The organism is Streptomyces sp. NBC_01198, from assembly GCF_036010485.1.
In the GTDB taxonomy this organism is placed as follows: domain Bacteria; phylum Actinomycetota; class Actinomycetes; order Streptomycetales; family Streptomycetaceae; genus Actinacidiphila.
Window position 1 is genome coordinate 4,452,013 of record NZ_CP108568.1, and the last position, 26,998, is coordinate 4,479,010.

20 protein-coding genes and 1 pseudogene are annotated in these 26,998 nt (G+C 74.0%); 8 read left to right on the forward strand and 13 right to left on the reverse strand.

Translation table 11 applies throughout. From position 1 onward, the window contains the following. Positions 1 to 32 precede the first annotated feature (32 nt). From OG702_RS20040 to htpG, 3 genes are all read left to right on the forward strand, one after another. Positions 33 to 1,226: a damage-control phosphatase ARMT1 family protein gene (locus OG702_RS20040; RefSeq protein WP_327290276.1), complete on the forward strand. Its 1,194-nt coding sequence runs from the start codon at positions 33 to 35 to the stop codon at positions 1,224 to 1,226. Positions 1,227 to 1,331: 105 nt separating this feature from the next. Continuing rightward, positions 1,332 to 4,391, forward strand: coding sequence for a DEAD/DEAH box helicase (locus OG702_RS20045; RefSeq protein ID WP_442814483.1), 3,060 nt, complete (start codon positions 1,332 to 1,334; stop codon positions 4,389 to 4,391). Between the two features lie 70 nt (positions 4,392 to 4,461). Next, the gene (gene htpG / locus OG702_RS20050; RefSeq protein ID WP_327290277.1) at positions 4,462 to 6,402 is read left to right on the forward strand and encodes a molecular chaperone HtpG; all 1,941 of its coding nucleotides are present in this window, start codon (positions 4,462 to 4,464) and stop codon (positions 6,400 to 6,402) included. Positions 6,403 to 6,465: 63 nt separating this feature from the next. On the opposite strand, the gene OG702_RS20055 is transcribed toward htpG, so the two are convergent. Beyond that, on the reverse strand, positions 6,466 to 8,214 hold the full coding sequence (locus tag OG702_RS20055) for an MOSC and FAD-binding oxidoreductase domain-containing protein (RefSeq protein WP_327290278.1): 1,749 nt from the start codon (positions 8,212 to 8,214) through the stop codon (positions 6,466 to 6,468). 300 nt (positions 8,215 to 8,514) lie between these two features. Here OG702_RS20055 and OG702_RS20060 point away from each other — a divergent pair, with 300 nt between their 5' ends. Beyond that, positions 8,515 to 9,402 (forward strand): DUF427 domain-containing protein, encoded by an 888-nt coding sequence (locus tag OG702_RS20060; protein WP_327290279.1) that lies wholly within the window; start codon positions 8,515 to 8,517, stop codon positions 9,400 to 9,402. An 8-nt stretch (positions 9,403 to 9,410) separates the two neighbouring features. Here the strand turns inward: OG702_RS20060 and OG702_RS20065 are convergent, their stop codons facing one another. From OG702_RS20065 to OG702_RS20095, 7 genes and pseudogenes are all read right to left on the reverse strand, one after another. Further along, positions 9,411 to 10,583, reverse strand: a complete 1,173-nt coding sequence (locus tag OG702_RS20065; RefSeq protein ID WP_327290280.1) for a hypothetical protein — start codon at positions 10,581 to 10,583, stop codon at positions 9,411 to 9,413. A 231-nt stretch (positions 10,584 to 10,814) separates the two neighbouring features. Next, entirely contained in the window at positions 10,815 to 11,930 is a 1,116-nt protein-coding gene (locus OG702_RS20070) for a hypothetical protein (RefSeq protein WP_327290281.1), read from the reverse strand. Continuing rightward, a complete protein-coding gene (locus tag OG702_RS20075; protein WP_327290282.1) occupies positions 11,927 to 12,799 on the reverse strand; it encodes a patatin-like phospholipase family protein in 873 nt (290 codons plus the stop codon). The genes OG702_RS20070 and OG702_RS20075 overlap by 4 nt, the downstream gene beginning before the upstream one ends. A gap of 231 nt (positions 12,800 to 13,030) precedes the next feature. Next, complete coding sequence (locus OG702_RS20080) at positions 13,031 to 15,874, reverse strand: ATP-binding protein (protein ID WP_327290283.1); 2,844 nt, start codon at positions 15,872 to 15,874, stop codon at positions 13,031 to 13,033. A gap of 197 nt (positions 15,875 to 16,071) precedes the next feature. Beyond that, a complete protein-coding gene (locus OG702_RS20085; RefSeq protein ID WP_442814485.1) occupies positions 16,072 to 17,985 on the reverse strand; it encodes a M1 family aminopeptidase in 1,914 nt (637 codons plus the stop codon). Positions 17,986 to 18,166: 181 nt separating this feature from the next. Next, positions 18,167 to 18,274: pseudogene (locus OG702_RS20090) on the reverse strand (RICIN domain-containing protein); the annotation flags it as partial. A 103-nt stretch (positions 18,275 to 18,377) separates the two neighbouring features. Beyond that, a complete protein-coding gene (locus OG702_RS20095; RefSeq protein WP_327290284.1) occupies positions 18,378 to 19,562 on the reverse strand; it encodes a serine hydrolase domain-containing protein in 1,185 nt (394 codons plus the stop codon). 300 nt (positions 19,563 to 19,862) lie between these two features. On the opposite strand from OG702_RS20095, the gene OG702_RS20100 reads away from it, so the two are divergent. The 4 genes from OG702_RS20100 to OG702_RS20115 all read left to right on the forward strand — a co-directional run bounded on the left by OG702_RS20100 (position 19,863) and on the right by OG702_RS20115 (position 23,136). Next, entirely contained in the window at positions 19,863 to 21,263 is a 1,401-nt protein-coding gene (locus tag OG702_RS20100) for a hypothetical protein (protein ID WP_327290285.1), read from the forward strand. A 32-nt stretch (positions 21,264 to 21,295) separates the two neighbouring features. Then, complete coding sequence (locus OG702_RS20105) at positions 21,296 to 21,760, forward strand: SRPBCC family protein (protein WP_327290286.1); 465 nt, start codon at positions 21,296 to 21,298, stop codon at positions 21,758 to 21,760. Between the two features lie 210 nt (positions 21,761 to 21,970). Further along, positions 21,971 to 22,636, forward strand: coding sequence for a DUF4232 domain-containing protein (locus OG702_RS20110; RefSeq protein WP_327290287.1), 666 nt, complete (start codon positions 21,971 to 21,973; stop codon positions 22,634 to 22,636). A gap of 146 nt (positions 22,637 to 22,782) precedes the next feature. Beyond that, positions 22,783 to 23,136, forward strand: coding sequence for a VOC family protein (locus OG702_RS20115; RefSeq protein ID WP_327290288.1), 354 nt, complete (start codon positions 22,783 to 22,785; stop codon positions 23,134 to 23,136). A gap of 68 nt (positions 23,137 to 23,204) precedes the next feature. Here the strand turns inward: OG702_RS20115 and OG702_RS20120 are convergent, their stop codons facing one another. From OG702_RS20120 to OG702_RS20140, 5 genes are all read right to left on the reverse strand, one after another. Next, positions 23,205 to 23,888 (reverse strand): DUF899 family protein, encoded by a 684-nt coding sequence (locus OG702_RS20120; RefSeq protein WP_327290289.1) that lies wholly within the window; start codon positions 23,886 to 23,888, stop codon positions 23,205 to 23,207. A gap of 192 nt (positions 23,889 to 24,080) precedes the next feature. Next, positions 24,081 to 24,479 (reverse strand): PIN domain-containing protein, encoded by a 399-nt coding sequence (locus OG702_RS20125; protein WP_327290290.1) that lies wholly within the window; start codon positions 24,477 to 24,479, stop codon positions 24,081 to 24,083. Next, the gene (locus OG702_RS20130) at positions 24,476 to 24,763 is read right to left on the reverse strand and encodes a hypothetical protein (protein ID WP_327290291.1); all 288 of its coding nucleotides are present in this window, start codon (positions 24,761 to 24,763) and stop codon (positions 24,476 to 24,478) included. Before OG702_RS20130 ends, OG702_RS20125 begins: the two co-directional genes overlap by 4 nt. A 243-nt stretch (positions 24,764 to 25,006) precedes the next feature. Next, a complete protein-coding gene (locus OG702_RS20135; RefSeq protein WP_327290292.1) occupies positions 25,007 to 25,810 on the reverse strand; it encodes a HEAT repeat domain-containing protein in 804 nt (267 codons plus the stop codon). Positions 25,811 to 25,891: 81 nt separating this feature from the next. Then, positions 25,892 to 26,878, reverse strand: coding sequence for an NAD-dependent epimerase/dehydratase family protein (locus OG702_RS20140; RefSeq protein WP_327290293.1), 987 nt, complete (start codon positions 26,876 to 26,878; stop codon positions 25,892 to 25,894). Positions 26,879 to 26,998: the final 120 nt, after the last annotated feature.

The window sequence follows — 26,998 nt, forward strand, 5'->3', positions numbered from 1 at the left end:
TGGCGAGGCACAGCACGAAGGAACGGGGAGCGATGCCCGAACGACCGAACGACGGCGCGCCGGTGATCACCGCGGCTGAGCCGGGCTCCTTCGCGTGGACTGTCCTCGCCGAGCGGCACCCCGCCCTGATCCGCCAGGTCCGCGAGGCGTTCCCCTACCCGCCGGAACGCCAACGCGCCCTGGACGCGCTCCAGGAGGAGACGGCCGGCGGGGTCGTCACGCCGCTGCCGCCCGGCGCGCACGACCGCGAGCTGTGGGACGGCTGGGGGGCGGAGGCCGTCGGCCGTTCCTGGTTCGACGTGCCGTTCCTCTGGTCGGAGAGCTACTTCTACCGCCGGCTGCTCGACGCCGTCGGCTACTTCGCCCCCGGCCCGTGGCAAGGTGTCGACCCCTTCGCCCCGTTCAAGCGGGCCGAGCTGCGCGGGGACGCGGTGGCCGGGGAGTTGGCCGCGCTGGACGCGGTGGACGAACTGCCGGACGAGGACCGGGACCGGGCGCTGCTGACCGGCTCGCTGTGGGGAAACCGGGCGGATCTGGGCTTCCGCATCTCCTGCGGCGACCCCGGCGAGGCGGACCGCCACGTCATCGCGGACGACAGCGCCCTGCTGTGGGAGCACCTGGCCGCGGCGCCGGCCGGCACGGTGCATCTGCTGGCGGACAACGCGGGCCGCGAGACGGTCGCCGACCTGATCCTGCTCGACCACCTCCTGCGCACCGGCCGCGCCGACCGGGCCGTACTGCACGTCAAGCCCTACCCGTACTACGTCTCCGACGCGACCACGGCGGACGTCGTCGACTGCCTGCGCCGGATCGCCGAGGCGCCCGGGCCGGCCGGGGCGATCGGCGCCCGGCTGTGGCAGGCCATGACCGCCGGGCGCCTCGCGGTGCGCACCCACGGCTTCTTCTGCGCGCCGCTGCCCTACGCCGCCATGCCGGCCGACCTGCGCGCGGACCTGGCCCGGGCCACGGTCACGTTCGCCAAGGGCGACCTGAACTACCGCCGCCTGGTCGGTGACCGGCACTGGCCCGCCACCACCCCCTTCGCCCGGCTGACCGGGTACTTCCCCGGACCGCTGCTGGCGCTGCGCACCCTGAAGTGCGACGTCGCCGTCGGCCTGGCACCCGCGACGCTCGCCGGGCTCGACGCGGCCGGCGGCGGGTGGCGGACCGCCGGGACGCACGCGGTGGTCCAGTTCGCCGTGCCGGCCGGCGCGGAGCGCGGCTGACCGGCCCGGGCTGTCGGTGGCGGCGGATAGCCTGGAGCGGCGGGGACGTCCGGGGGGCCGGGGACGTCCCGGCCTTCTGACGGACGGCTCCAGGAGTGGGTAGCGGTGGGAAGGCATTCCTGGCCGGTCGCCGACCCGCTCCCACCCGGGGAGCCGGCGCGGGCCGCCGACCGGACGCGGCTGCTGGCCGCGCTGCCGCTGCTCGCGGCGGGCGAGGCCGCCTTCCTGCCCGCCGACCCGCCCCGCCGGGGGCAGGTGGCGTTCTGGACGCGGGACGGCGAGCCGCCGGACGTGGGGGTGCCCCCGTCGCAGCTCACGCTGCCCGACGGCGCCGCCCTCCGACAGGAGACCGCCCTCCTCCTCCCGGTGGAGCAGGCACTGCCGCTGCTGACCCGCTGCCGCGCGCTCGGCGCCACCGGCCGGGCGTCGGCCACCACGGCGTTCTGGGGCGCGGCGGCGACACTGGCCCTGACCCTGCTCGCCCGCGGCCGGGTGCAGCCCGCGACGACACCGGCAGGCGCCGCCGCCTGGCAGGTCGGCCCCCTGGACCCCGCCGACCACGACCGCCTCTCCGCCCTGGCGGCGACGATGCCCCCGGAGCTCCGGGCGGCGGCACTGCGTGCCGGGGCGGGCGGCCTCGCGGGGCCCGGGGGTTCGCAATGGGACCCGGTGGCGGCGGCCTCTTCGCCCGCGCTTCCGGCGGCCGCGCCGCCCGGCGCCTGTGGGGTCGTGTGGCCCGGAGGTTCGCCAGGTGACCCCGTGGCGGGCGGGTCGGTGCCGGCCGTCTCGTCACCCGGGCCGGGCGCGGCCCCGGAGGTTCCGGCGGCCGAGCCGCTGGTGCTGGCGTTCCTGGACGCGGTGGCCGACGCGCTCACCCGTACGCCCGCCGCCAGGCAGCCGGCCCCCGCGCCGCCGCCCTCCCGGAACGTCATCTCCCCACGGCTCCCCGCGCGGGAGGCGGCCGCCGTGCCCGAACCGGCCCTGCGGGTCTCGCTGCGGCTGGAGTTCGCGGCGGCCGGGCAGCCGGACGCCGAGGAGTACGCCTTCCGTGCCGTCGTCCAGCTGGGCAGCCTGGCCGACCCGGCCGTGCTCACCGACGCCGCCGACCTGTGGGCGGGCCGGGCCGCCGCGCCCGAACTGTTCGGCACGCAGGCCAGGTCGGAGGTGGCGCGGGTGCTGCGCAGGGCCGCCCGCGTATGGCCGCCGGCCGCGGAGCTGCTGGCGGCGGCGGCCCCGGCCGAGCTTGAGCTGTCCGGCGCGGAGGCCGCCGCGCTGCTGGGCGGGGCGGGGACGCGGCTGTCCGCGGCCGGAGTCGCGGTGCACGTCCCGAAGGACCTGGTGCGCGGGCTGACCGCCACCGGCGTCCTGGAACCGGCGGGCGAGGGACCGCGGTCGGCCGCGGAGACCTTCCTGTCGTCCGGCGCCCTGCTGGACTTCCGCTGGCGGGTCGCCCTCGGCGACCAGGAACTCACCGCCGCCGAGCTGGACCGGCTGGTCGGTACGCACCGCCCGATCGTGCGGCTGCGCGACCGATGGGTGCTCGTGGACGGCGAGTTGGCCCGCCGGCTGCGGCGCCGCACGCCTCCGCTGACCGCGCTCGACGCCCTGGGCGCCGCGCTGACCGGGGTCGTGGAGCTGGACGGCGAGCGGGTGCCGGTCGCGGCCGGCGGCGTGCTGGCCGAGCTGCGGGCCAGGATCGCGCGGCCGGAGTCCGGCGCCGGCCCCCAGGCCGCGCCGGAGGCCCTGGCAGGGACCCTGCGGGACTACCAGTTGCGCGGCCTTGACTGGTTGCACCGGATGACCTCGCTGGGCCTCGGCGGCTGCCTGGCCGACGACATGGGCCTGGGCAAGACCGTGACCCTCATCGCGCTCCACCTGCGCCGCCAGGAGCAACAGGCCACCGCGGGACCGACGTTGGTGGTCTGCCCCGCCTCGCTGCTCGGCAACTGGGAGCGGGAGATCGGGCGCTTCGCCCCGGCCACCCCCGTCTGCCGCTTCCACGGCCCCGGCCGCGACCTCACCGGCACGCCGGCGGACGGCTTCGTCCTGACCACCTACGGGACGATGCGCCGGGACGCCGAACGCCTCGCGGCCGCGCACCCGTGGGGACTGCTCGTCGCCGACGAGGCACAGCACGCCAAGAACCCGCACGCGCGCACCGCCAGGGCCCTGCGCGCCATCCCGTCCCGCGGCAGGGTCGCGCTGACCGGCACCCCGGTGGAGAACAACCTCACCGAGCTGTGGGCGCTGCTCGACTGGACCACCCCCGGCCTGCTCGGCACGCTCCCCGCCTTCCGCGACCGCTACGCCAGGGCCGTCGAGGGCGACCGCGACGAGCGGGCCGCCGCGCAACTGGCCTATCTCGTACGCCCGTTCCTTCTGCGCCGCCGCAAGTCCGACCCGGGTATCGCACCGGAGCTGCCGCCCAAGACCGAGACGGACCGTCCGGTGTCCCTCACCAGGGAGCAGGTCTCCCTCTACGAGGCCCTGGTGCGGGAGCTGATGGCCGAGATCGAGGAGAGCGCCGGCATCGCCCGGCGCGGCCTGGTGATGAAGCTGCTCACCGGGCTGAAGCAGGTCTGCAACCACCCGGCGCAGTTCCTGAAGGAGCCCGCGACCGCGCGACTGCCCGGCCGCTCCGGCAAGTTGCAGCTGCTCGACCAGCTGCTGGACACCGTCGTCGCCGAGGACGGCTCCGCGCTGGTCTTCACCCAGTACGTGTCCATGGGCCGGCTCATCGAGCGCCATCTGGCCGACCGCGGCATCCCCGCCCTCTTCCTGCACGGCGGTACGCCGGTCCGCCGCCGCGAGCAGATGGTCGACGCCTTCCAGGACGGCGGGCCACGGGTGTTCCTGCTGTCCCTCAAGGCCGCGGGCACCGGCTTGAACCTCACCCGGGCCGACCACGTCATCCATTACGACCGCTGGTGGAATCCGGCCGTCGAGGACCAGGCGACCGACCGCGCGTATCGGATCGGCCAGACCCGCCCCGTCCAGGTGCACCGGCTCATCGCCGAGGGGACGGTCGAGGACCGGGTCGCCGGGATGCTCCGCCGCAAGCGCGAACTGGCCGACGCCGTCCTGGGATCGGGCGAGGCCGCCTTCGGCGACCTGACCGACGGCGAACTCGCGGAGCTGGTCACTTTGCGAAGGCCCCGCCGCTGACGAGCGCCTGAATTACAGTGCTTCGGTCAGTGCCCGTCACCCGGTTGACCCGAGAAGGACCAACGGACCAATGCCGACCGAGACGTTCGAGTTCCAGGTGGAAGCGCGCCAGCTTCTGCAGATGATGATCCACTCGATCTACTCCAACAAGGACGTGTTCCTGCGCGAACTCGTCTCCAACGCCTCCGACGCCCTCGACAAGTTGCGGCTCGAAGCACTCCGCGACGACTCGCTCGGCGCGGACGTGTCCGACCTGCACATCGCCCTGGACGCCGACCCGCAGGACCGCACGCTCACCGTGCGGGACAACGGGATCGGCATGTCGCGCGACGAGGTGGTCGAGCTCATCGGGACGATCGCTAACTCGGGCACCGCCTCCTTCCTGCGGGAGCTGAAGGAGGCCGGCGACACCGCGACGACCGACGGGCTGATCGGCCAGTTCGGCGTCGGGTTCTACGCCAGCTTCATGGTCGCCGACGAGGTGACGCTGCTGACCCGGCGGGCCGGCGAGAGCGAGGGCACCCGCTGGACGTCGAGCGGCGAGGGCACGTACACGGTGGAGACGGTGGCCGACGCCCCGCAGGGCACCGCGATCGTGCTGCGGCTCAAGCCGGAGGACACCGAGGACCAGCTGTACGACTACACCTCGCCGTGGAAGCTGCGGGAGATCGTCAAGCGCTACTCGGACTTCATCACCTGGCCGATCAGGATGGCGACCCGCCCCGCCGGCGAGCCGGCCGAACAGGCCGACGACGCCGCGGAGTCCGGGGACGCGGCGGCGCCCGAGGTGGAGACCCTCAACTCGATGAAGGCCCTGTGGGCCCGCTCGCGCGACGAGGTCACCGACGACGAGTACCACGAGCTGTACAAGCACATCAGCCACGACTGGACCGACCCGCTGGAGACCATCCGCCTCCAGGCGGAAGGCACCTTCGAATACCAGGCGTTGCTGTTCATCCCGTCCCACGCCCCGCAGGACCTCTTCCTCCAGGGCTACAAGCGCGGTGTGCAGCTGTACGTGAAGCGCGTGTTCATCATGGACGACTGCGAAGCGCTGATGCCGTCGTATCTGCGCTTCGTCAAGGGCGTGGTGGACGCGCAGGACCTGTCGCTGAACGTGTCCCGGGAGATCCTCCAGCAGGACCGCCAGATCCAGCTGATGCACCGGCGGCTGGCCAAGAAGGTGCTCTCCACGGTCAAGGACATGATGACCGCACACCCCGAGCGGTACGCCACCTTCTGGCGGGAGTTCGGCCGCGTGCTGAAGGAGGGCCTGCTCGGCGACCCGGAGAACCGCGACAGCATCCTCGGGGTGTCCTCCTTCGCCACCACCCACGACAAGGACCAGCCGACCACGCTGGCGCAGTACGCGGAGCGGATGAAGGACGGCCAGGAGCACATCTACTACCTCACCGGCGAATCGCGCCAGGCCGTCGAGAACTCCCCGCACATGGAGGCCTTCCAGGCCCGCGGCATCGAGGTGCTGCTGCTGACCGACCCGGTGGACGAGGTGTGGGTCGACACCCGACCGGAGTTCGGCGGCAGGCAGTTCCGCTCGGTCGCCAAGGGCGAGGTCGACCTCGGCACCGCGGAGGAGAAGGAGCAGGAGGGCAGCGAGCGCGAGAAGCAGCAGGAGGAGTACGCGGCCCTGCTCGGCTGGATGGCCGGCCACCTGACCGAGCATGTCAAGCAGGTGCGGCTGTCCTCCCGGCTGACCGTGTCACCGGCCTGCATCGTCTCCGACACCCACGACGTGACCCCGGCGCTGGAGAACCTCTACCGGGCCATGGGCCAGGAGATCCCGCACCCCAAGCGCATCCTCGAACTCAACCCGAAGCACCCCCTGGTGACCGCACTCAACCGCACCCACACCGAGCGCCCGGACGACACCGCCGTCGGCGAGACCGCCGAACTCCTGCACTCCCTGGCCCTGCTGGCCGAGGGCGGTGAACTCCCCGACCCGGCCCGCTTCGTCAAGCTCACCGCGGACCGGCTCGAACGCTCCCTGTGAGCGGTCCGGTCCGAGCTCCGCGGCTCGACCGGCTCGGCCTCCGGGCGACCGCCCGGCGGCCGCTCAGAGGTCGAGGACGACGTCACCGTCCGGTTCGCTGCAGCAGATCAGCACCTCGCCGTTCTCCGGAGGCTCCAGCGGCGGTGTGGTGTAGGAGATGTCACCCGACACCAGGCGGGTGACGCAGGTGTGGCAGACGCCCGTACGGCAGGACCAGCGGGTGGGCACGTCGCAGGCGTCCGCCAGGTCCAGCAGCGACGACTGGCTGCTGGGCCACCGGGCGGTGATGCCGCTGCGGGCGAAGGTGATGAACGGCCCCGTGCCGGACTCGTCCGGCGGCTGGTGCGGCCGGACCGCCGGCTTGGACGTGACGCCGGGGTTGATGGCGGGCAGCGAGCTGAACTCCTCGGTGTGGATGCGCTCGGCCTGGAAGCCCTGGTCGCGCAGGTCGCCGCCGAGGCCGTCCATGAAGGCGGTCGGCCCGCAGATGTAGGCGTCGGCGTCCGCCGGCAGCCCGATTCCCGCCAGCGACGCGCCGGTCGGGCGGCCCCGGCTGACCTGCTGGCCGTCCGGGAGGGGGGCGTCCTTCGCCGTGTAGTAGATGTGCTCGTGCGCGTCGGGGAGCCGCGCGAGCAGCGCGGCGGACTCCTCGGCGAAGGCGTGGTGGGCGCGGTCGTGGGCGGTGTGGATCCACCAGACCGGGCGCGGGTCCTCCCCTGCCGCCAGCTGCTGGAGCATGGCCAGCATCGGGGTGGCGCCGATCCCGGCCGAGATCAGCACGACCGGCCGGTCGCCCTCCTCCAGCACGAACGCCCCGCGCGGGCTCGCGACGTCCACCAGGTCCCCGGTCCGCAGCGTGGCGTGGATGTAGCCGCTGACCTGCCCGTGCGGCTCGTGCTTGACGCTGATGCGGTAGGTGTCGGCGGTGGGCACGTGGGACAGCGAGTAGCTGCGCACCGCCGGGGCCGCGTCGCCCACGGCGACCCGCAGCGAGAGGTACTGGCCGGGCCGGGACTCGGGCAGCGGGGTGCCGTCGGTGGTGACGAGGTAGACCGAGGCGACAGCGGGTGTCTCGTGGACGATGCGGTCCACCCGCATGGTCTTGAAACCGGGCCACCCCGGCTCCGCCGCCTTCGCGCCGCCGCCGGAGCCCGGCTGCGCCCCGTCGTGCTGGGCGTCGGCGAGCTCGCGGAAGGACTGCTGCCAGCCGGGGCTGAGGGCCGGGATGTTCAACGCCTTGCGCAGCCGGTCGGGGTCACGGTCGGGGAGGTAGAGCAGCGCGTCGGTGTCGGCGACGCTCAGCTCCTCCGGGCCCCGCCTGGTCAGGGTGATCTCGTCACCCGCCTCGACGTGCCCCTCGGCGATGACCCGCAGGTAGAAGCCGGGGCGGTGGTGGGCGACCAGCAGGGAGGCCATGGTGGGCTCGCCCAGCCGCATGCCGACCCGGTAGCACGTGACGCGGGGCTGGGTGACCTCGAACTCCGCCTCGCCGATCCGGTAGCGGTCGCCGATGCACACGTCATCGTCGGGCAGGCCGTCGACGGTGAAGTTCTCGCCGAAGTTCCCGAAGGACAGGTCGTCGCGGTCCAGGTGCTCGCGCCAGTAGCGGTAGGAGTCCAGCTGGTAGACGAGGACGGCACGGATCTCGCCGCCGTGCCCGCCCAGGTCGCCCTGGCCGTCCCCCTCGATGTTCAGCCGCCGCACCATCTGGGGGCCGTCGACGGGAGCCTTCCAGGCCCCGGTGTGGACGGTCTTGTCCTGCCACGCGACGTCCTTGGGCATTCCTACGTTGACGGACAGTAGTTTCGCCATTGCGGGCCTCCTGCTGCGCGGCCGGCCGGGCGTTCCTTGGCGGCGCGATCCGTGACGCCGGAGCCGATGCCGTTTCATGCCGGTATCGGCTGCTTTCCGGTCCTCCCGTCGAGCGTAGGGGGTCCCGCCGCCACCTGGCATGTCCTGCGGGCCGCGCGTTGCGCTGGCTGAAGTCGGCTCCGGGGCGGAGGCTGGAAGCAGGGCCGCCATCCGCCGTGACGGTGACGGGGCGAGACCCCGGTCAGCGCGCCGGCCGGCGGGACGGCCCGTCCACCCCGTACCGGGAAGGAAGAATCCGCCATGGGACTGTCCTGGCAGCAAGGCCCCCTCTCCGGCAGTGCGAACGGGCACTTCCTCACCCCCGAGCCGCTGCCCGACCGGCTGCTGTTCGCCGAACGGCTCCGCCGCCGTATGCGCGTACGGTTCGGCGACGCCTGGGTCGCCGACAGCGAGAACGCGCTGCTGCTGCACGAGCCCGGCCACTACCCCGTCGCCTACTTCCCCCGCGAGGACGTCGACGAGCGGGCGCTGACCGCGAGCGGCAAGGTCACCCAGCACAAGGACCTCGGCGACACCGCCTGGTACGCCGTGCACGCCGGTGGCCGTACGACCGAGCGCGCCGCCTGGGAGCTCGCCGCCCCGCCCGGCTTCGCCGCCGACTTCCGCGGCCGTATCGCCTTCGCGTGGCGCGCGATGGACGGCTTCTACGAGGAGGACGAGCGCATCGTCGGGCATGCGTCGGACGCGTACCACCGCATCGACATCCGCAACACCTCCCGCACCCTTGAGGTGCGCGACGGCGACACCGTGATCGCCCGCACCGAGCACCCCGTGGTGCTCTACGAGTCGGGTTTCGCCCCGCGCTGGTACGTCCCGACCGCCGACATCGACCACTCGCGGCTGCAGCCCGTCGAGGGCCAGACCTTCTGCCCGTACAAGGGCCTGTGCGACTACTACGACGTCGGCGACGCGCGCCGGGCCGCCTGGACGTACCGCGACGCCTACCGGGAGGTCGACCGGATCGGCGGCATGGTGTCGTTCGAGCCCGACGAGATCGAGGTCCGCCTCGACGGCGAACGCCTGCACCTGGAGACCGGCCAGCAGGTCACACCGCACGGCGTCGACCGCAGCCTGGACGCGGCCGAGGCCACCCCGCACCTGGCGAACCCGAACCGGGCGCGGCTCTAGCTCCAACTCTAGCGCTGGAACCCGCCGTCGCCCGTACCGCCGGTTACGCCGTTCCCGCTGTTCCCGTCGGTGCCGCCGCCCGGGGTGTCGGTCGGGGACGGGGAGGCGGAGGTCGGCGGCGGGGACGACGGGGAGTTCGTCGGAGGCGGCGTGGAGTGGCCGCCGCCGGAGGTGCCGTTGCCGCCGCCGGTGCCCGGGGAGTCCGGGGCCGAGGGCGTGGTGTGCGGGGTGGGACGGCCGTGGCCGCCGCCCTGCGGGCCGGTGGGGGTGTCGCTGGGCGGGGTGGGGGTGTCGGTCGGCGTGGGGGAGTGGCGGGTGTCGCCGCCGGAGTGCGACGAGTTGTGGCCCGTGACGGCGTTGCCGATGGTGGTGCCGTGCCCGTGCCCGCTGATGTTCTCCCCGGCGATCGCCTCGTAACCGGTGATGCCGGCCATGGTCAGCCCGAAGGCGAGCCCGACCGCGATCAGCGGCCGCTTCCACCCGCGCCGGCCGCCCCGGTAGGAGGTGGCCTCGCCGTAGCCGTCGCCGGGGGTCACCGGGGTCGCGGGGTGCGCGCCGGTCAGGGGGGCGCTGGGGTGAGTGGTGCGGGTGGCGTCCGGGAGTAGGGGCGACGGCGTACCGGCCGGAGGCGTGGTGCCGGTGGCGTCCGCGAGCGGCGGCGGAGTGGGGTCCTTACCGGCGGGATCCGTGCTGGTCACGGGCCTGGTGGGCGTGGAGTCCGCCGCCGGGAGGGTCCGCGTGCGGTCCGCCGCCGCCCCCGTGGTCGTCGTCGTGGTCCCGGTCGCGCGGGTGTCCACGTCCGTCCGGCTCCACGCCTGCGTCGCGGTCCTGCGGACGACCGGTCGCGCCTGGACGGCGACGACCTGGACCTGCTGGCCGGTGCGCCGGAAGACGTGCTGCAGGATCGTGCCGCCGCAGGTGCCCAGGACGCTGACCACGCCCGCGCCGAGGATGGTGCCGTAGATGCCGAGGTTCGAGGCGAGCTTCGCGGCCACGACCGCGGCGACCGCGCTTCCCGCCACCTGCGGCACGTTCAGGCCGAGCTTGCCCTCACGGCCCGTCGCGGGCGCCTTCCGCAGCGTCACCGGAACGTCCGCCGACGTCCCTGGCTGCTGCTGCCGGACCTGTTCCGTGCGTCGCGTGTCGCCCGGACGTCCGTCGCCGTCCTGTGCCTCGCCCATGCCGGACCCTGCCCGCCTTTCCCGATCGGCCTCCTGGGGTCAGACGGGCAGGCGAGCATACGAGTTCCATATGTCGGATTTTCGTGAGGTACGCCACTGTGCGCCGATATCACCCACGAGCCTCGCCCGCCCGGCCCCCGCGGCCCGCCGCGCGACCGTCGCTTCGACGGCGGCGAAGGCGTAGCGCCCGGCCGCATGGCACTGCGCCCGTCCGACGGGCAGGCGCAACCGTCAGACGTGCGGCGTCGCGGCCACCGCCTGCTCGGCGGTCCAGCGGTCCATCCGTTCCCACTGGCCCAGCAGCCAGCCGCTGCGGGCCGCGTCGCCGGTGGGGATGTCGGCGGCCGGTATCCGCCACCAGTGGACCCGGACCGGGCGGCGGAAGGGCAGGAAGGACCACGCGGCGCGGGGCGAGGCGATGACGTCCAGGCCCGCGTGGGCGACGAAGACCACGTCGGCGGTGGGTGCCGCGGCCAGCGCCGCCAGGCTGCCCGCCTCCCGGGGCGGCAGGACGTAGTGCAGCCGGGCGGCACGGGCGGCCTGCCGGTAACGGCCCAGGCGGCGCAGCCGGGCGATGGCCCTGCCGTGGCGGAGCGGGGTGAAGTTGCCGCCCTCGGGGAAGATCACCAGCGCGTCCCGCGCCCGCAGCCCCGCGGCCAGCCCGGCGACCGCGTCCTCCGCGGTGCCCCGCGCCGGGGGCAGGAAGCTGTGCGGCACCCGGCCGAGCAGCACGTCGAGGCAGGGGTCGGCGCGCAGCACGCCCTTCAGGACGGTGTGCGGCAGCAGCCCGGCCTGGGTGAGCAGGATCTGCAGCAGCAGGAAGGAGTCGCCCAGCCCCGCGTGCCGGACGAGGACCAGCAGCGGCCGGTCGGGCGGCGCGTCGGCCGCGAGCATCGCCGGCGTCATGTCGACCTCAAGGCGGAACAGCCGCTCCGCCGTCCGCCGCAGCACCGCGAGCAGCCGGGCGAGCAGCGCGAAGGCCTCGGCCGCCCGCCGGTCCCGCGCGTCCGGGCCGCCGCGGGGGTGACGCAGGAAGAGCGCGGACGCGGCAAGCACTCCGGTGAGGTCCACCGCCAGGTAGACGAGCAGGAAGCCGGCGAAGCGGGTCGGGCGCCACGGCCCGCGGGTGCTCAGCGACACGGGCGCGCCGAGCACGGTCACCGCGACCAGCAGGGCCGCGGCGACCGGTATCAGCGCGGCGACCAGCACGGTGGCGACCGCCCGCCGGGCCGTCGTGCCCACCGCGGCTGCGGCGCCGGTGGCTCCCGTACGCCGCAGGTCCGCTCTGCCTGCCGGGTCCGCACGCCCACCGGCCGCCTCGTCCGCGACGGGGACGCCGCCGGTCACGCCCGGCCGTCCGCGGTGTCGAGGACGGTGTCCAGGTAGCGCGAGGAGGCGGCGTAGGCGCGTTCGATGCGTTCGGCCGTCTGCCCGAAGGCCCGGTGCCGCAGCTGGCTCAGCGTCCCGCCCCCGTCGCCCGACGCAGCGCCGCTGGGCAGTACGTGCACGGTGACGTGTGCCGGCAGGTCGGCCATGTCGCGGGCGAACCGGTGCCTGCGGGCGATCTCGAACGCGACGGTCGCCACGTCCCACGGCAGCTTCGGCGGGGTGAGCGGCCGCTCGATCCGGCCGACCTGCAGCACGTAGATCTCGTCGGCGCCCAGCGCGACGGCCCTGCCCACCGGGATGCTGTTGACCAGGCCGCCGTCCACGAAGTGCTCGCCGCCGAGCCCGACCGGCGGCAGCAGCCCCGGCACGGCGGACGAGGCGAGCACCGCCTCGACCAGCGGCCCGCTGTCGAACCAGTGCTCGGCGGCGTTCTCGATGCTGGCCGCCACGCACTGGAAGGGCAGTGCCAGTTCCTCGATGAGGCCGACGGGCAGGTGCTCGCGCAGCAGTTCGAGCAGCGGCGCGGGCGCGTAGAGGTGCGTCCGCGTCCGTACCGCGGTGGACACCCGCCCCACCAGCGACCCGGCGAAGACCCCGGCTCTGCCCAGCCCCGTCCACAGGTCGATCAGCCGCGCCACCGACGCCTGCGACGGCTCCGCGGCGACGGCGGCACCGTTGATCGCCCCGACGGACGTCCCCAGCACCAGCCCCGGCCGCACTCCGGCGCCGAACAGCGCCTTGAGCATCCCGACTTCGTACGCTCCCAGCGCGCCCCCACCGCCCAGCACGAGTGCCGGGCCGCGCACGTCACTCGCACTGCGATCCATGTCTCACCGCGTGCCCTGACTCCACCCCCCCAACCGCGCGGCCCCGCCCCCGGGACGACCGCCCCCGCGTCACGGCACGTCGATCACCCGCCCGCCGGGACACGCGCGATCACCTTCGGCCCGCTGCCCGGCGGCGTCGTCGCGTCGCCCCTCACGTACGTGAGGCCCCGTTCCCATGTCCTCACGGTAACCGGCAGCACCGACAACAGCCGGTTCGTCCGGGATGCCCGGTCAGGGGGTCCCGTCGTGGGCCAGGACCGCGCGGGCCAGGGCGACGCGGGAGCGGGCGGAGAGTTTGCGGTAGGCGCGGGTCAGGGCGGCCTCGACCGTCTTCACGCTGATGGTGAGGTGCGCGGCGATCTCGCGGTTGCTCGCGCCCTGCGCGACGAGAAGGGCGACGCGGTGCTCGGTGGGGCTGAGGGTGTCGAGGCCGGCCGGGGCGGCGGGGGCGGGGAACTGGTCGAGGGCGTCGGTGGTGAGGGTGAGCCAGGGGTGGGCGCCCGCGCGGGTGAAGAGGCGGGCGGCCTCGGTCAGGGCCGCGCGGGCCGGTGCCATGGCACCGCGCCGGGCCTGGACCTGGCCGAGCACGAGACGGGTGCGGGCCTCCTCCAGGCGGTACGGGAGCGCCGCCAGCCGGGTGGCGGTGGCGTCGAGCAGCGCGGCGGCCGCCGCCGGGTCGCCGCGCGCCTCGGTGACCAGGGCGGCCGCCCGGTCCAGCACCGCGAGCAGCCCCTGCCTGCCCAGCCGGGCCGCCTGCGCGCGGGTCTCCGCGAGGAGTTCGGCCGCCTCGTCCGCCCGGCCGGTCGCGACCAGGGCCTCCGCGAGGTCGGACTGCCAGCGGCGTACGGCGGGATCGCCCTGGCCCTGCCCGGTCTCCAGCAGCCGCACCCGCTGGAGCGCGTGCACGGCGGCGGCCGATTCGCCGCGCAGCAGCCGGACATGGCCCTCGGCGTGCAGCGCGCGCGGCAGGAACAGCTGGTCGTCGTCGTCCTCGCTGTGCCGCCTGGCCAGGTCCGCCGCGGCCAGCGCGCGGTCCGCGGCGCCGCCGGCCGCCTCGGCGAGCGCGACCGCGTACCAGGCGGGCCCCTGGCTCAGCCCGGCCTGCTCGGTGACCCGCAGCGCCTGGTGGGCGAGGCCGAGTGCGGCCTCGCAGCGGCCGCGCAGGATCTCGACCTGCGCGAGCCCCGACAGGCACTGGCACAGGCTCTCGGCGGAGCCCCGGTAGCGCACGGTGTAGACCAGCGCCCGCAGTTCGGTCCTGGCGTCGTCGAGCCGGTCGTGCAGGAGGTGCCTGCGGTGCTTGAGGAAGACCGGCCCGTTGTGGTCGAACAGCACCCGCGGGTCCTGCGGCGCCGCGAGCGCCCGCGTCAGCGTCCGCTCGGCGCCGGGGCGGCCGAGGTAGAACTCCAGCGCCGCCTGCTGGGTGAGCGCGAGCAGTTCGGTGCGACGGTCGGCGGCCCGCAGCGCCAGGACCGCCGCGCGCGCCGCGTGGGTGAGCGCGGCGGCCGCCGAGCCCTCCACCAACCAGGCACGCCAGCTCAGCCGGTAGTGCAGCCGGGCCAGCAACTCCGGGTCGTCGCGGGCGTCTTCGAGCGCCCTCGGGAAGACGTCGGCGACCTCGGCCATCGCCTGCCCGCTGGAGTCGACCAGCACGATCCAGGCGCGTACCCGGTCCGCGGGCCGGGCGCTCTCGGCCAGCACCTCGTGCGCGATGCCGCGCGCCAGCGCGTAGTCGCCGGCGGCGACCGCGTCCTCGGCGGCGGTCAGCCGCCGCTCGGCGTCGGCCGCGGCGTCGCCCGACGGGGTCCGGTCGGCGGCGAGTCGGCCCAGGCGCGCGGCCGTCGCCGGGGCCCCGCGCCGCCGGGCCGCGGTGGCGGCTGCGGTGAGCGCGGCAGCGGTCCGCGCGTCCCAGCCGGGCGACAACGACGCCAGGTGGTGGGCGCGTTCCACCGGGTCGTCGGCCGCCTCGGCGAGCGCGGCGTGCACGCGCCGCCGCGCGGCGGGGGCGGCCTTCTCGTACAGCACCCGCGCCAGCAGCGGCTGCGTGAACCGTACGGACCCGGCCTGCGACGGCTCGACGACGCCCAGCCTGACCGCCTCCCGCACGTCCGCCGGCGCGGTGTCGCGGCCGGCCCGGCGCAGCAGCGCGACGGTGGGGCGGGCCGCGGCGCTCGCGGCGAGCAGCGTGCGGCGGGCCTGCGGGGTCAACGGCGCGAGCCGGGCCAGCAGCAGGGCGCGCAGCGCGGCCGGTATCGGCAGCGGGCCACCGGCGGGGTCCCGCCCGGTCGTACGGCTCTCCTCGGCGAGCGCGCGGGACAACTCCAGGGCGGCGTAGGGGTTGCCGCCGGACGCCGCGTGCAACCGGGCCTGCACCGGGCGCGGCCAGGCCGGGCCGTCCTGCGCGGCCAGCAGCGCGGCGACCTCCCGCCCGGTCATCGGCGGTACGGCCAGCGGCAGTACGGGCGCCGGGCACAGCGCCTCGGCGTTGCCGCTGCCGGCCTCCGGCGGCCCGTAGGTGACACGCCAGGCGGCGATCGCGGTGAGCGGCAGCCCTCCGGCGCGGCGGGCGACGAACTCCAGCGCCTCGGCGCTCGGCCGGTCCAGCCACTGGGCGTCGTCAAGCACCAGCAGGACGGGGGCGTGCCCGCAGAGCGCGGTGAGCGTCTTGAGCAGGGCCACCCGCAGCGTGAGGACGTCGTCGTACGCCTCCCCGTACGGCCGCCCGCGCGCCTCCTCCTGGGCGCAGGGGCGGTGCAACGCGACCCGCAGCAGGGCCCGTTCGCGTAACGACAGCGTGGCGAAGGCCGCGTCGGGCACCCCGGAGAGCAGGTCGATCAGGCCGAGGAGGGGCAACTGCCGCTCGGCCTCGGCGGGCGCGCACCGCAGGACGAGGCCCCCGGTCCGTTCCGCGGTGAGCGCGGCCAGCGCGGTGAGCGCCGTGCTGCGGCCGATTCCCGGCTCGCCGGTGAGCAGCACGCTGTCACCGGCGTCCAGCGCGGCACTGGCGGTCGTGAGCAGCGCGTCCCGGCCGGTGGGCCGCGCGTCCGAACTGACCGAGCCGATCCGTCTGACCATGCACCTGCCAACCTGGAAGCCGGGTGCCCCCAGTGTCGGAACGCCCGCCCCCACGGTCAATGCCGCCTCGGGCCGGGGGCCTTCCGCCGCGCGCCTCCCGCCCCGCCCGGCCCCGACGCCGAACGGCGGGTGCGCCCCCCTGAAGGGAGCGCACCCGCCGTCGTCAAAGGCCCCTGAGAAAGGCCGCCGACAGACGATTACCCGTCGATCCGGTGCGTACTCCAGAAGGACGTGAGATCCGTCGAAGTCGCCGCCTGCGCCGCCGCCTTGAACTCGGCGGTGGTGGAGACCCCGTACCAGTGCGCCTGCGCGTAACTGCGCAGCAGGGTCGTCATCGCGCTGTCACCGATGAGCCGCCGCAGGTCGTGCAGCGCGCACTTGCCGTAGCCGTAGACGACGGTGGAGTACCGCGAGGAGTGCGCGTCCCAGTACGCCATCGAGTTGGTGATCCTCTCGCTCGACGAGGCCCACGACACGCTGCTCCAGCAGTTCGTCCCCGTCTTGCCGAGCGCGAGATCCGTGGAGTAGTCCGCGAACGACTCGTCCAGCCAGGGGCTGTTGTACTCGTCGTCACCGACGATCCCGTACCACCACTGGTGGCCGAGCTCGTGGGTGAGCGCGGTCTTGTCGACCAGGTCGAGCACGAAGCCGGGGTATTCCATCCCGCCGAACCAGAAGTTGTTGTCCAGCACGGCGTCCACCTCGCCGTACGGGTAGGCGCCGAACCGCCCGCCGTGCGCGTCGAGCGCCGCGGTCGACGCGGTCAGCATGGCCTGGGAGTTCGCCGAGCTGATCCCGCTGACCGCGTAGACGTTGACCTTCACACCGCCGGACGAGGTGCCGGAGACCTTGCTGAACGCGCCCGCCGCCCAGGCGAAGTCCCGCACCTTGGTGGCGGTCGCCGTGGTGACCGTACGGCCCGACGTCCCGGGGGTGTCCACCGACGTGCCGGTGGCCGGCACCAGCAGGTTCGAGGGGTGGTCGAGGGTGACGTGGAAGTCCGCGGCCAGCGAGTAGAAGGCCTCGCCGTTGTTGGTGTACGGGTCCAGGTGCCAGCCCGAGCCGTCCCTGATCGCCAGCAGCGGCAGCGCGTTGCCGACGAAGCTGAACGCGCCGTCGTGCCCGAACCGGTCGGCGCCGCTGGGCACCACGATCTTCAGGTCGAACCCGATGGTGCCGGACTGCCCCTGCGCCAGCGGCGACGCCAGCGTGATGCCGAGCGCCGTGCAGCCGACCGACAGCGAACCCGCCGTGCCGCCGGTCACGTTGGTGACGGTGATCGGCGTGCTCGGGCAGGAGCCGTGGTAGTTGTCCCACAGCCGCAGGTAGACGTTGGTCAGCGCCGAGGACGAGGCGTTGGTGAAGGTCACGCTCTCGTGCCCGGTCCAGGTGACGCCGGTCGCGTCGCTGCTGAGGCTCACGGTGTAACCGGGCGAGGCCGGCGTGCGGGTGGTGTCCGCGGGCGGCGGGCTGGTGGGCGGGGTCGTGGGCGGTGTGGTCGGGGGCGTCGTACCGCTGCCGGAGGTGTTGAGCGCCACGTCGTCGATCACGAAGCTCGTCTGCTGCCCGGAGTCCTCGGTGCCGCTGAAGGCCAGGCTCACGTTCTGCCCGATGAACGACGACACGTCGAACGTCCGCTGCACGTACCCGGAGGCCGCGTTGAGGTTGGAGTACGTCGCGAGCGTGCTGGTGCCGAGCTTCGCGGTGAGCTTGTCGTAGGCGGTGGTGGTCGTCGTCTCGTCGGTGTCGATGTGCAGCCACACCGTCAGCGAGGCGGCACTGCACCCCGCCGGGATCGCCAGCGACTGGCTGAGCGAGTCGGTGTGCGTGGAGCCGTAGCCGTTCAGCCACGCGAAACTGCTGCCGGTGTGCGCGCTCTGGCCGCCGCCGGTCGTGATCACCCCGCTCGACGCGGTCCAGGGCGACGTCCCGTTCTCGAAGCCGCCGTTGCCGACGACCTGGGTGGGCGTACAGGCGGCAGGCGCGGCGCCCGGAGCGCCCGCGGGCCCGGCGCCGGTCGCACCGGCGACACCGGCCACGCCCAGGCTCACCGCCACGGCGAAGCCGGCCGCGCCCGCGCCGGCCATCAGGGAGACAAGTCGTTTCCTCATGTACTCATCGGTCCTCTCGGAGGGTGGGGGGATGAGCCGGCAAGTGGCGCTGCCGTAGGGGGAGTCTGAGCACGACCGCTCCCCGCCGGTAAGGTCCGGCGGGGAGCGGTAGGGATATCCCTATGCGTTTCCTGTGCGGTCGGCGGCCGGCTGCCCGACCGCCGCGGGGGTCGGGCGGGGGTCAGGACGGCAGCGTCCAGGTCTGGTTGGCGCCGCCGGCGCAGGTCCAGATCTGCAGTCGGGTGCCGTCCGCCGAGCTCGGCCCGGTGGCGTCAAGGCACTTGCCGGAACCCGTGACCGACGATCAGGGCCCGGGAGCCCGCGCGCTGAAGGGGGCCCGGGCCCGGCGGAGTTGCGTACCCGCCGGGCCCGGAGGTGAGCCGATCAAAGCCCTACGCCAGCGACTTCCGCACCGCCTCGACCAGCGTGGCCGCCCGGACGTCGTCGCCGCCCTCGACGATGCTGTTCATGACGTAGCCGAAGGCGATGCCGTGCTCGGGGTCGGCGAAGCTGAGTGAGCCGCCCCGGCCGGGGTGGCCGAAGGCGCGCGGGCCGGTCAGCGGACTGTCGTCGGTGGGCAGCATGTAGCCCGACCCGAAGCGGCTCGGGATCATCATCACCCGGTCCGTACCCGCGGCCTGCTCCTCGGCGGCGGACGCCACGGTCTCCGAGGTGAGCAGGCGCCGGCCGTCCACCTCGCCGACCAGCGCCGCATACATGCGCGCCAGCCCGCGAGCGGTGCCGATGCCGTTGGACGCCGGGATCTCGGCGGCCTGCACCTCGGGGGAGTTGAAGTCGATCTCGGTGGGATCGGTCACGCCGAAGGCCCTGTTGGTCAGGGACTCGGGGTCGCGCATGGCCGCGACCAGGCCGCGGAACGCCTCGGGGATCGCGGCGAGCGGCACGGTGCTGAGGTCGACCGCCGGCTGCGGGTAGGCCATCCGGCTGACCCGGCCGCGCTCGGACTCCGGCAGCCCGACGAAGAAGTCCACCTCCAGCGGCCCGGCGATCTCCTCGGCGAAGAACCGCCCGGGAGTACGGCCGGACACCCGCCGGATCACCTCGCCGACCAACCAGCCGAAGGTCCGCCCGTGGTAGCCGTGCGCGGTCCCCGGCGTCCACTGCGGACGCTGCGCCGCCAGCGCGGCGATCATCGGGTCCCACGCCAACGCCTGCTCCAGCGGCACCGGATGGTCCAGCGCGACCAGCCCGGACCGGTGCGACATGATCTGGCGGACGGTGATGTCCGCCTTGCCGTTCGCGGCGAACTCCGGCCAGTAGCGCGCCACGGGCGCGTCCAGGTCCAACTCCCCGCGCTGGGCCAGCAGATGGGCCGCCGTCGCGGTGGGACCCTTGGTCGCCGAGTAGACCAGTTGCAGCGTGTCCCGCTCCCATGGCCGGCCGGTCTGCGGATCGGCGACCCCGCCCCACAGATCCACGACGGGCCGGCCGTCCCGGTAGACGCACACCGCCGCGCCGATGTCCCCGCGTTCGGCGAAGTTCGCCGCGAACGCCTCCCGTACGGCCTCGAATCCGCCCGCGACCTGACCACTGATCGTCGTCGTCATGCCGCCCATCCTGGCACCGCGGCCACCGGCGGCGGACGGCCGGGTCCCGCACGCGGCAGGAGCCGGCCGGCGGCCGCGGTGCGAACACACGTTCTCCCGACATACCGCTTCGACGGGTCCGGCGCGTGCCCGACCAGCACTCGGACGCCGAAGGCACGCGTAATGGCCGGGAGAACACCCCGCTCCGAGGGGGGTGACGCGCCAGCCTCACCCCCCGGCACCGGCTCGTCGCCCTATTTGTCCAGTAATGTTCGGACGAAGGGTGACGAGAGCGCGAGCGGGACAGCAGCAGCGAGGAGAGATGCGATCATGCGCAACGGTCCTGGACGGCTCCTGCGGCGGTGGGCGCTGCTGCCGGCCGTCGCGATGGCGGTCACCGGCGTCCTCGCCTTCACGGGCGCCGCGCTCGCACCCCCGGCGCGGTCCGAGAGCGCCATCGACAACGTCGCCAAGCACCTCAGGCGCGGGCCCGTCTACGTCGACCCGCGGGTGTCGGACCAGCTGACGCCGAACCAGGCGAAATCGCTGTCCGACCAGATCAAGTCGGCCGACAAGCCGGTCTTCGTCGCCGTACTGCCGGCCAACTCGGAGTTCCCGTCGCAGACCGTGCTGCGGGACGTGCGCTCGGCGACCGGCGTCACCGGCGTCTACGCCATCCACCTCGGCACCCTCTTCGACGCCGGCGCCGACCCCCAGGTCATGTCGCGCAACGCCGTCACCAACCTGGTCGGCCAGGTCCAGCGATCCTCCGGCGGCAACACCGCCGCCGAGGTCGACAGCTTCGTGGACGGCGCCCTGCCGCAGGCCGCCGGCCTGGGCCCCACCTCCTGGCAGAGCCGGAGCAACGGCGTCGGCCCGGTCGGCGTCATCGTGGTGGCCGCGATCGTGGTCGTCGTGGTCGGCGGCGGATACCTGCTCCTCCGGCGCCGCCGCAAGGCACGCCAGAACAAGCAGCGCGACCAACTGCGCTGGGTGCGCAAGGTCGTCGACGAGGACATCACCGCCTTCGGCGAGGAGCTCGACCGGCTCGACTTCCACCCCGCCGACCCCGCCTCCGACGACCTGATGCGCGCCGACTACGCCCAGGCCCTGGACGCGTACGAGCGCGCCAAGCTCCTGATGCGCGCCGCCCACCGCCCGGTGGACGTCGAGTCCGTCACCAAGGCCGTGGAGGAGGGCCGCTTCGCCCTGGCGACCCTGGACGCCCGCCGCAGCGGCAAGCCGCTGCCCGAACGGCGTCCCCCATGCTTCTTCGACCCCCGGCACGGCCCCTCCGTACGCGACGTGTCCTGGGCGCCCCCCGGCGGCGGCCCGCGCGACGTCCCCGCCTGCGCGGCGGACGTGGCCCGCCTCGCCGACGGCGACCCCCCGATGACCCGCAACGTCGACACCGCCCGCGGCCCGCAGCCGTACTGGAACGCCGGCTCGGCCTACGCTCCTTACGCCGGCGGCTACTTCGGCAGCGGCCTGCTCCCCGGCCTGCTGGTCGGCACCCTGCTCGGCGGCTCCCTCTTCGGCCCCGGCTACGGCTACGACGGCGGATTCGACCCCGACGGCGGCTCGGGCGGCCCCGAGGGCGGCGACTACTCGGGCTCCGACTTCAACCCGGGCGACTTCGGCGGCGGGGGTGGAGGTGGCGGCGACGGGGGCGGTTTCGGCGGCGGCGGCGGTGACGGGGGCGGTTTCGGCGACGGCGGCGGCTTCGGCTGACGGGGAGGGGGCAAGGCCGAGGGGACGGCACGATGACCACGAGCGGCGAAGTCACCTACCGGCGCGTGCACCTGGCACCGCCCGAGCTGCTGTTCGACTGCATGACCACACCGGAACACCTCACCCACTTCTGGGGCCCGCCCGGCACGACCACCCCACCAGGCGACATCGTCATCGACCTGCGCCCCGGCGGAGCGTTCGCAACGACCACGGCCGACACCACCGACGGCACCACCCACACCACGCGCGCCGTCTACGTCGAGGTGAGCCGCCCCGGTCGCCTGGTGTGGTCCGAGCCCGACTCCGAGACCACCATGCGGACCACGATCACCTTCGTCCCCCTGGACGACGCCCGCACCGAGATGGTCACCCACCAGACCGGCCTGCCGGCCGCGTATTGGAACCCCGAGTCGAGAATCGGCTTCACCACGGCTCTCGACCGCTTCGACGCGTACGTATCCGGCCTGACTCCGGGCCGCGGAGACCACCCCAAGTAACCCGCCTCTGCCGTGCATGTAGCGGCACACGGGCCTTTGCGGGTCCTCCCTGACGACGGTCGCGGCAACGGTTCCGCGAATCCCGGATCGGTGTGTAACAACGCACCCGAGAACTGTCTTCCAGTCAGCATCCGGCAGTGACAGGGCTGTTGCGCACCGCGACCAATACTGATCACACCGCGCCACCAGCTTCGATCACCGGGAGAAACCGTGTCTCGTGCCCTGCGCACCGCCGCCGTCGCCGCCACCGCCCTCGTCGCGGCCCTCGGCCTCTCCGCCTGCGACTCGGGCTCGTCCACGTCGGCCGACGCACCGGCGAAGCCGTCGTCGTCCACGTCGGCGACCACGAACGCCCCCGGGGCCGCCCCGGCGACGACAGGTACCTCCGGCACGAAGCCCGCCCCGGGGAGCACGAAGTCCTCGACGTCGGGCAGCAACGGCGCGCCCGCCGCCGCCGTGACCAGCCGCTGCCACACCGCCGGCCTGAAGTTCTCCTTCGGCAACGGGGACCAGACCTACAGCAGTTCCGACGACCAGCAGCACCTCGAGGTCGTGATGACGAACGGCAGCGGATCGACCTGCACGGTCAAGGGCTTCCCGGGCGCGGACCTCAAGGCCGCGGACTCCTGGTCCCTCGTCCGCTCCGCCAAGTCCACCCCGACCGTGACCCTCAAGCCCGGCGCGAGCGCGAGCTTCGTCATCACCTACGACCCCTGGGAGGCGGGCAACGGCCAGGAGTTCAAGGCGAAGAGCCTCGTCATCACCCCGCCCAACGAGACCACCTCCGTCACCCTGACCTGGCCGGGCGGCAGCGTCCTCCGCCAGGACGGCGCCACCCACCCCGCCACCTACGTGGGCCCCGTCACCGCCTCCTGACCCGACCCGCTCCAACCCGGAGTTGCTCTCGCGGCGCCTGGACCGGCCGGCCGGGAGGGCAAACGGACGGGCGCGCCGTGCGTACGCCGTGGACCCGCGAGCACGACGCGGGATCACGCCCGGCAGCCGTCCGGCAAGATGGCCGCATGGAACGTGTACGTGGAATCGGTGGTTACTTCCTCCGGGCCGCCGACCCGGCGGCCCTGGGGGCCTGGTATCGCGACTGCCTCGGCCTGGACTCCGATGAGAACGGCCTGTGGCGTCAGGAGGCCGGCCCGACGGTTTTCGCGGCCTTCGAGTCGGAGACCGACTACTTCGGCTCCCGCGCCCAGCAGAGCATGCTCAACTTCCGGGTCCGCGACCTGGACGCGATGCTCGCGCAGCTGCGCGCCAGGGGGGCGGACGTGAGCGAGGAGGTCCAGGACATGGAGGGGGTCGGCCGGTTCGGCTGGGTCACCGACCCGGAGGGCAACCGGATCGAGCTGTGGCAGCCCGCCTGACCAACTCCCCCGCCACGCAGCTCACGCCGAGCGCCTGACGCGCCCGCCGCCCCCAACGCCCGCAGGAATCAGCTGCCTTCGCCGTACGCGCCCGCGATCTCCTGCGGTGTCGCCCAGCGGCTGTAGGTCGGCGACTTGGGCCAGCCCTCGGGGGAGTCCTGCCATTCCTCCTGGCGGCCGTAGGGCAGGAGGTCGACCAGGCCGAACAGATGGCTCAGTTGCTCGGTGCCGCGCCCGTCGGTGTGCCAGGTGCGATAGACGGTGTCGCCGTCGCGCAGGAACACGTTGACGGCGAAGCCGCCGTTCGGCGGGGCGCCGATGTCGCTGCCGAACGGGCTGTCCGCCGTCGAATACCACGTCATCGCGTTGCCCACCTTGCGCTTGTACGCGAGCGCCTCCTCGATCGGCCCCTGGGTGACGACCACGAACCGGGCGTCGAACTTCTCCAGGCCCGCGAGCCGGGTGAACTGCGAGGTGAAGCCGGTGCAGCCGCCGCACTGCCACTCCGCGCCCTCGTGCCACATGTGGCTGTAGACGATCAGTTGCGGGTGGTCGCCGAAGATCTCCGCGAGCCGGACGGGTCCGTCCTCGCCCTCCAGCACGTAGTCGGGCATCCGCACCATCGGCAGCCGGCGGCGTTCGGCCGCGATGGCGTCGAGCTCGCGGGTGGCTGCCTTCTCCCGCACGCGCAGAGCGGCCAGCCTCGCCTCCCAGTCGGAGCTCTCGACAACGGGCGGCAGGGCGTTACTCATACTCCTGGACATGGTGCCTCCGGGCGGTCGGGTGCCTGTCTGGAAGTGCTGACCGCCCGCCCGCCCAAAACTCATCGGTCCCCGGCCGGTGCGCTGCCCACGAAGTCGCGGACGCAGGCCTGACCTGCCCGGTCCGGCCGACCTCGGAGGTGCGGCCCGGTGGTTCGCAACAGGGCGCCGGAGCGCCAGGCGTCAGAGTTTCACGACCACGACACGGTCTCCGCAGAGCTTGCGCATGTCGTCCTCGTCCGAGGTGAAGATCGTGACCCGGCCACGCTGCCGCAGGGCCACGGCGGCCAGGGCGGCGTCGGTCGCGTACTTGTGGCCGTGCAGTCCGGCCCCTTGGAGAAGGTCGACGGCGTCATTGGCGATCTGTTCGGTCACCGCTTCCACCCGCAGGCGCGACAGAGCCCAGCGCCAGGCCGGCCGGTGGAGCTTGCCGTGGTAGGCCTCGACAAGGGTCATCGACGTCGTGACCACGGGGATGTCGGAGCGGTCGGCGTCCTTGAGGCGGGCACCCATGCGGCGGTCTCCGCGTACCCACTGGGAAAGGCCCTCGCTGTCGAGCAGGTAGACCTGTCCGTCGCTCACGCGGCCTCTCCGGACGGATCGGCCGTATGACGAGCTCGCTCCTCGCGGTCGGCGTGGGCTCGCTCGATCTCCTTGCGCTCCGCCTCTGCCTCGGCCAGCTCCTCCGGCGTGACGGGGCCGTGTTCGGTCTCCCACCAGTCGACGGCCTCGTGCAACCGCTCCCGCTCGCGCTGGCGCTCGACGGCCTGTGTGACGTAGCGGCTGAAGCCGCCGGGGCCGACCTCGGAGCGGATCTCCTCGGCGAGCTCCTCTGGCAAGGTGACGGTGTACTTCTTGGTTGCCATACCATCGACCATACCGTCTGTGTGGTGCATGCGCCATCACGGGCGAAAGGGCCGAAGGACGCAGCAGGGCACTGGCCCCGGACACCGGCGCGCGGCCCAGGACGCACATCCGCCAGAGGCCCTGCGCGGGCGGCGGCATGAGGGCCAAGGCCGTCCCAGGCGACCGGGCTGGAAAGGTGCACACTGCCGGCAGCGAGCCTCGGGCGAGAGCCCAGCGAGCGTGCAAAGAGGTCACGGTATGCGCTAGCTGATCGGATCGCGGGCCGCCTCCACCGCCTCCCGGACGTCCGCGTCCGGATCGTCGGCGAGGCCGTCCAGCAGTTCGGTGACCCCGGGGGTGGACCAGCCGGCGACCGCCCAGACCAGATCCTCGCGCACCCCGGGGTCGGGGTGGGTGGCGAGGCCGGCCAACCGGTCGAGCGGGCCACGCCGACGCATGCTGAACCAGTGCAGTGCCTCGCGCAGCGCGGCCGCGTCCCCGGGGTCACCGGCTGCGACTTGGGCGAGCAGCACCCGCACGGGCGGGGGCGGGCCGTCCAGCGGATGCGGCAACCGCTCGCGCAGGCGCCGCGCCCCGTACCCGCCGCGCACCCGGCAGCCGAAACAGGTGCAGGGGCGCGCACCGTGCGCGTCCGGCAGGTACCGCCAGCCGGTCACCTGGGGCGCGGTACGGACGCGGTGCACTTCACGCGGGCGGATCGCCCGGGGGACGAACACCTCCCACCCGCGCGGGTCCTCCAGCGCGGCGATCCGCCGTACCGCCTCCGCCGCGGAGACCACGACCTGCGCCATCCGTGCCCGCTCGGCATAACGCCCGACCAACACCTCCTGGGCATCGTCGAGTCGCACGTGGACCGCCACGAGCCCGCCCCTGCTGCCGAAACGGGCCAGCTCGCGCAGCCACTGGTGGGTCAGGGTGTACGACGGCAGTACGGGGAAGCAGTACACCCCCCGCGCGCTGCCCTGTCCGTGGCTGGCGGCCCGTATCCCGGACCGCCGCACGCCCGGCGCGTTCGCCGCCGAGGTCAAGTGCACGAACATCGCCATGACATGGGATGGTAGGCGGCCGATCCCACGGCACCGGCCGGCACCCGCGACCCCCGGCCCCGGGCACATCCCCGTACCGACCTACCCCAACGCTGCCAGCAGTTCGCGCTCGCGCTGCGGGGTGAGGCCTGCCCGGCGGGGGCGGTCCAGCCCCTGTTCCCGCTCCCAACGCAGGGTGTCCGCCAGCATTTCCGCACGGGGCCGGTGCCGAAGACCGGCCGCGCGGGCCGCAGAGCCGCTGCGGGCGCTGAAGCCGGCCCAGTCCGGGCCGGTCGTCCACATCGCGAGGGAGTCCGGGCCCATGAACTGCTCCACATGCTGATCGAGCAGCCAGTCGGCGCCGGCCTCCACCTCCGGCCCGGTGTGGCCGCCGCTCTCCCGTGACAGCGCGACCCATTCGCCGAAGGGGACGATCGGGCCGACAGCGTCGTACGTTCCGGTCGTCCCCTTCTCCGCGCGGTCGAGCAGCCACGCCGCGAGGTCCCTCGCGTCGACCGCCTGCGTCATGACGCCGGCCGACTCCGGCACCAGGAGCGGTGCCAGCGGCTCGCGCGCCGCCCGGGCGACCCAGTAGCCGGTGCGGCCGCTGTGGTCGCCGGGACCGCCGATCAGCCCGGCGCGGGCGATGAGCAGCCGGTCGCCCACCGCGGCGCTCGTGGCCTGCTCACAGGCCACCTTGGCTTCCCCGTACTCCGTGGCGTCGACCTCGTCCCGTGCGGTCGCGGGAAGCAGTTCCGCCGACTCGTCCGCGTCCGGCCGCGCGTGCGAGGCGTACGCGCTGACCGAGGACACGTACGACCAGTGGGCCGCCCGCTCACCAAGGGCCGCCAGCGCACCGCGGACGAATCCCGGCTGCCAGGACACCTCGACCACCGCGTCCCAGTCCCGGCCCACCAGGCCCTCGTACGCCGACGGTTCACGCCTGTCCGCGGCGACCAGCGCCGCGCCCTCGGCCACGTCGCCACTCACGCCGCGGGCCAGGCAGGTCACCCGATGCCCACGTTCCAGTGCCTGCCGCGACACCTCGCGGCCCACCCACGCTGTCCCGCCCAGTACCAGGATCTCCATCGGGCCACCCAAACACGGTCAGCACACCCTTGGCCCCCTCCTTCGCCGAGGGCGTAGCTCCCGGTGGAAGGGCGGACCTGGAGGAGCGCGGAATCACCTGCGTGGGCGCGGGGGCTCGCC

What these genes read in the sequence shown, in the direction of transcription:
- OG702_RS20040 (WP_327290276.1), top strand. Translation starts at nt 33, where the DNA reads ATGCCCGAACGACCGAACGACGGCGCGCCGGTGATCACCGCGGCTGAG.
- htpG (WP_327290277.1), top strand. Translation starts at nt 4,462, where the DNA reads ATGCCGACCGAGACGTTCGAGTTCCAGGTGGAAGCGCGCCAGCTTCTG.
- OG702_RS20055 (WP_327290278.1), bottom strand. Translation starts at nt 8,214, where the DNA reads ATGGCGAAACTACTGTCCGTCAACGTAGGAATGCCCAAGGACGTCGCG.
- OG702_RS20060 (WP_327290279.1), top strand. Translation starts at nt 8,515, where the DNA reads ATGGGACTGTCCTGGCAGCAAGGCCCCCTCTCCGGCAGTGCGAACGGG.
- OG702_RS20065 (WP_327290280.1), bottom strand. Translation starts at nt 10,583, where the DNA reads ATGGGCGAGGCACAGGACGGCGACGGACGTCCGGGCGACACGCGACGC.
- OG702_RS20075 (WP_327290282.1), bottom strand. Translation starts at nt 12,799, where the DNA reads ATGGATCGCAGTGCGAGTGACGTGCGCGGCCCGGCACTCGTGCTGGGC.
- OG702_RS20080 (WP_327290283.1), bottom strand. Translation starts at nt 15,874, where the DNA reads ATGGTCAGACGGATCGGCTCGGTCAGTTCGGACGCGCGGCCCACCGGC.
- OG702_RS20085 (WP_442814485.1), bottom strand. Translation starts at nt 17,985, where the DNA reads ATGAGGAAACGACTTGTCTCCCTGATGGCCGGCGCGGGCGCGGCCGGC.
- OG702_RS20095 (WP_327290284.1), bottom strand. Translation starts at nt 19,562, where the DNA reads ATGGGCGGCATGACGACGACGATCAGTGGTCAGGTCGCGGGCGGATTC.
- OG702_RS20100 (WP_327290285.1), top strand. Translation starts at nt 19,863, where the DNA reads ATGCGCAACGGTCCTGGACGGCTCCTGCGGCGGTGGGCGCTGCTGCCG.
- OG702_RS20105 (WP_327290286.1), top strand. Translation starts at nt 21,296, where the DNA reads ATGACCACGAGCGGCGAAGTCACCTACCGGCGCGTGCACCTGGCACCG.
- OG702_RS20115 (WP_327290288.1), top strand. Translation starts at nt 22,783, where the DNA reads ATGGAACGTGTACGTGGAATCGGTGGTTACTTCCTCCGGGCCGCCGAC.
- OG702_RS20120 (WP_327290289.1), bottom strand. Translation starts at nt 23,888, where the DNA reads ATGAGTAACGCCCTGCCGCCCGTTGTCGAGAGCTCCGACTGGGAGGCG.
- OG702_RS20130 (WP_327290291.1), bottom strand. Translation starts at nt 24,763, where the DNA reads ATGGCAACCAAGAAGTACACCGTCACCTTGCCAGAGGAGCTCGCCGAG.
- OG702_RS20135 (WP_327290292.1), bottom strand. Translation starts at nt 25,810, where the DNA reads ATGGCGATGTTCGTGCACTTGACCTCGGCGGCGAACGCGCCGGGCGTG.
- OG702_RS20140 (WP_327290293.1), bottom strand. Translation starts at nt 26,878, where the DNA reads ATGGAGATCCTGGTACTGGGCGGGACAGCGTGGGTGGGCCGCGAGGTG.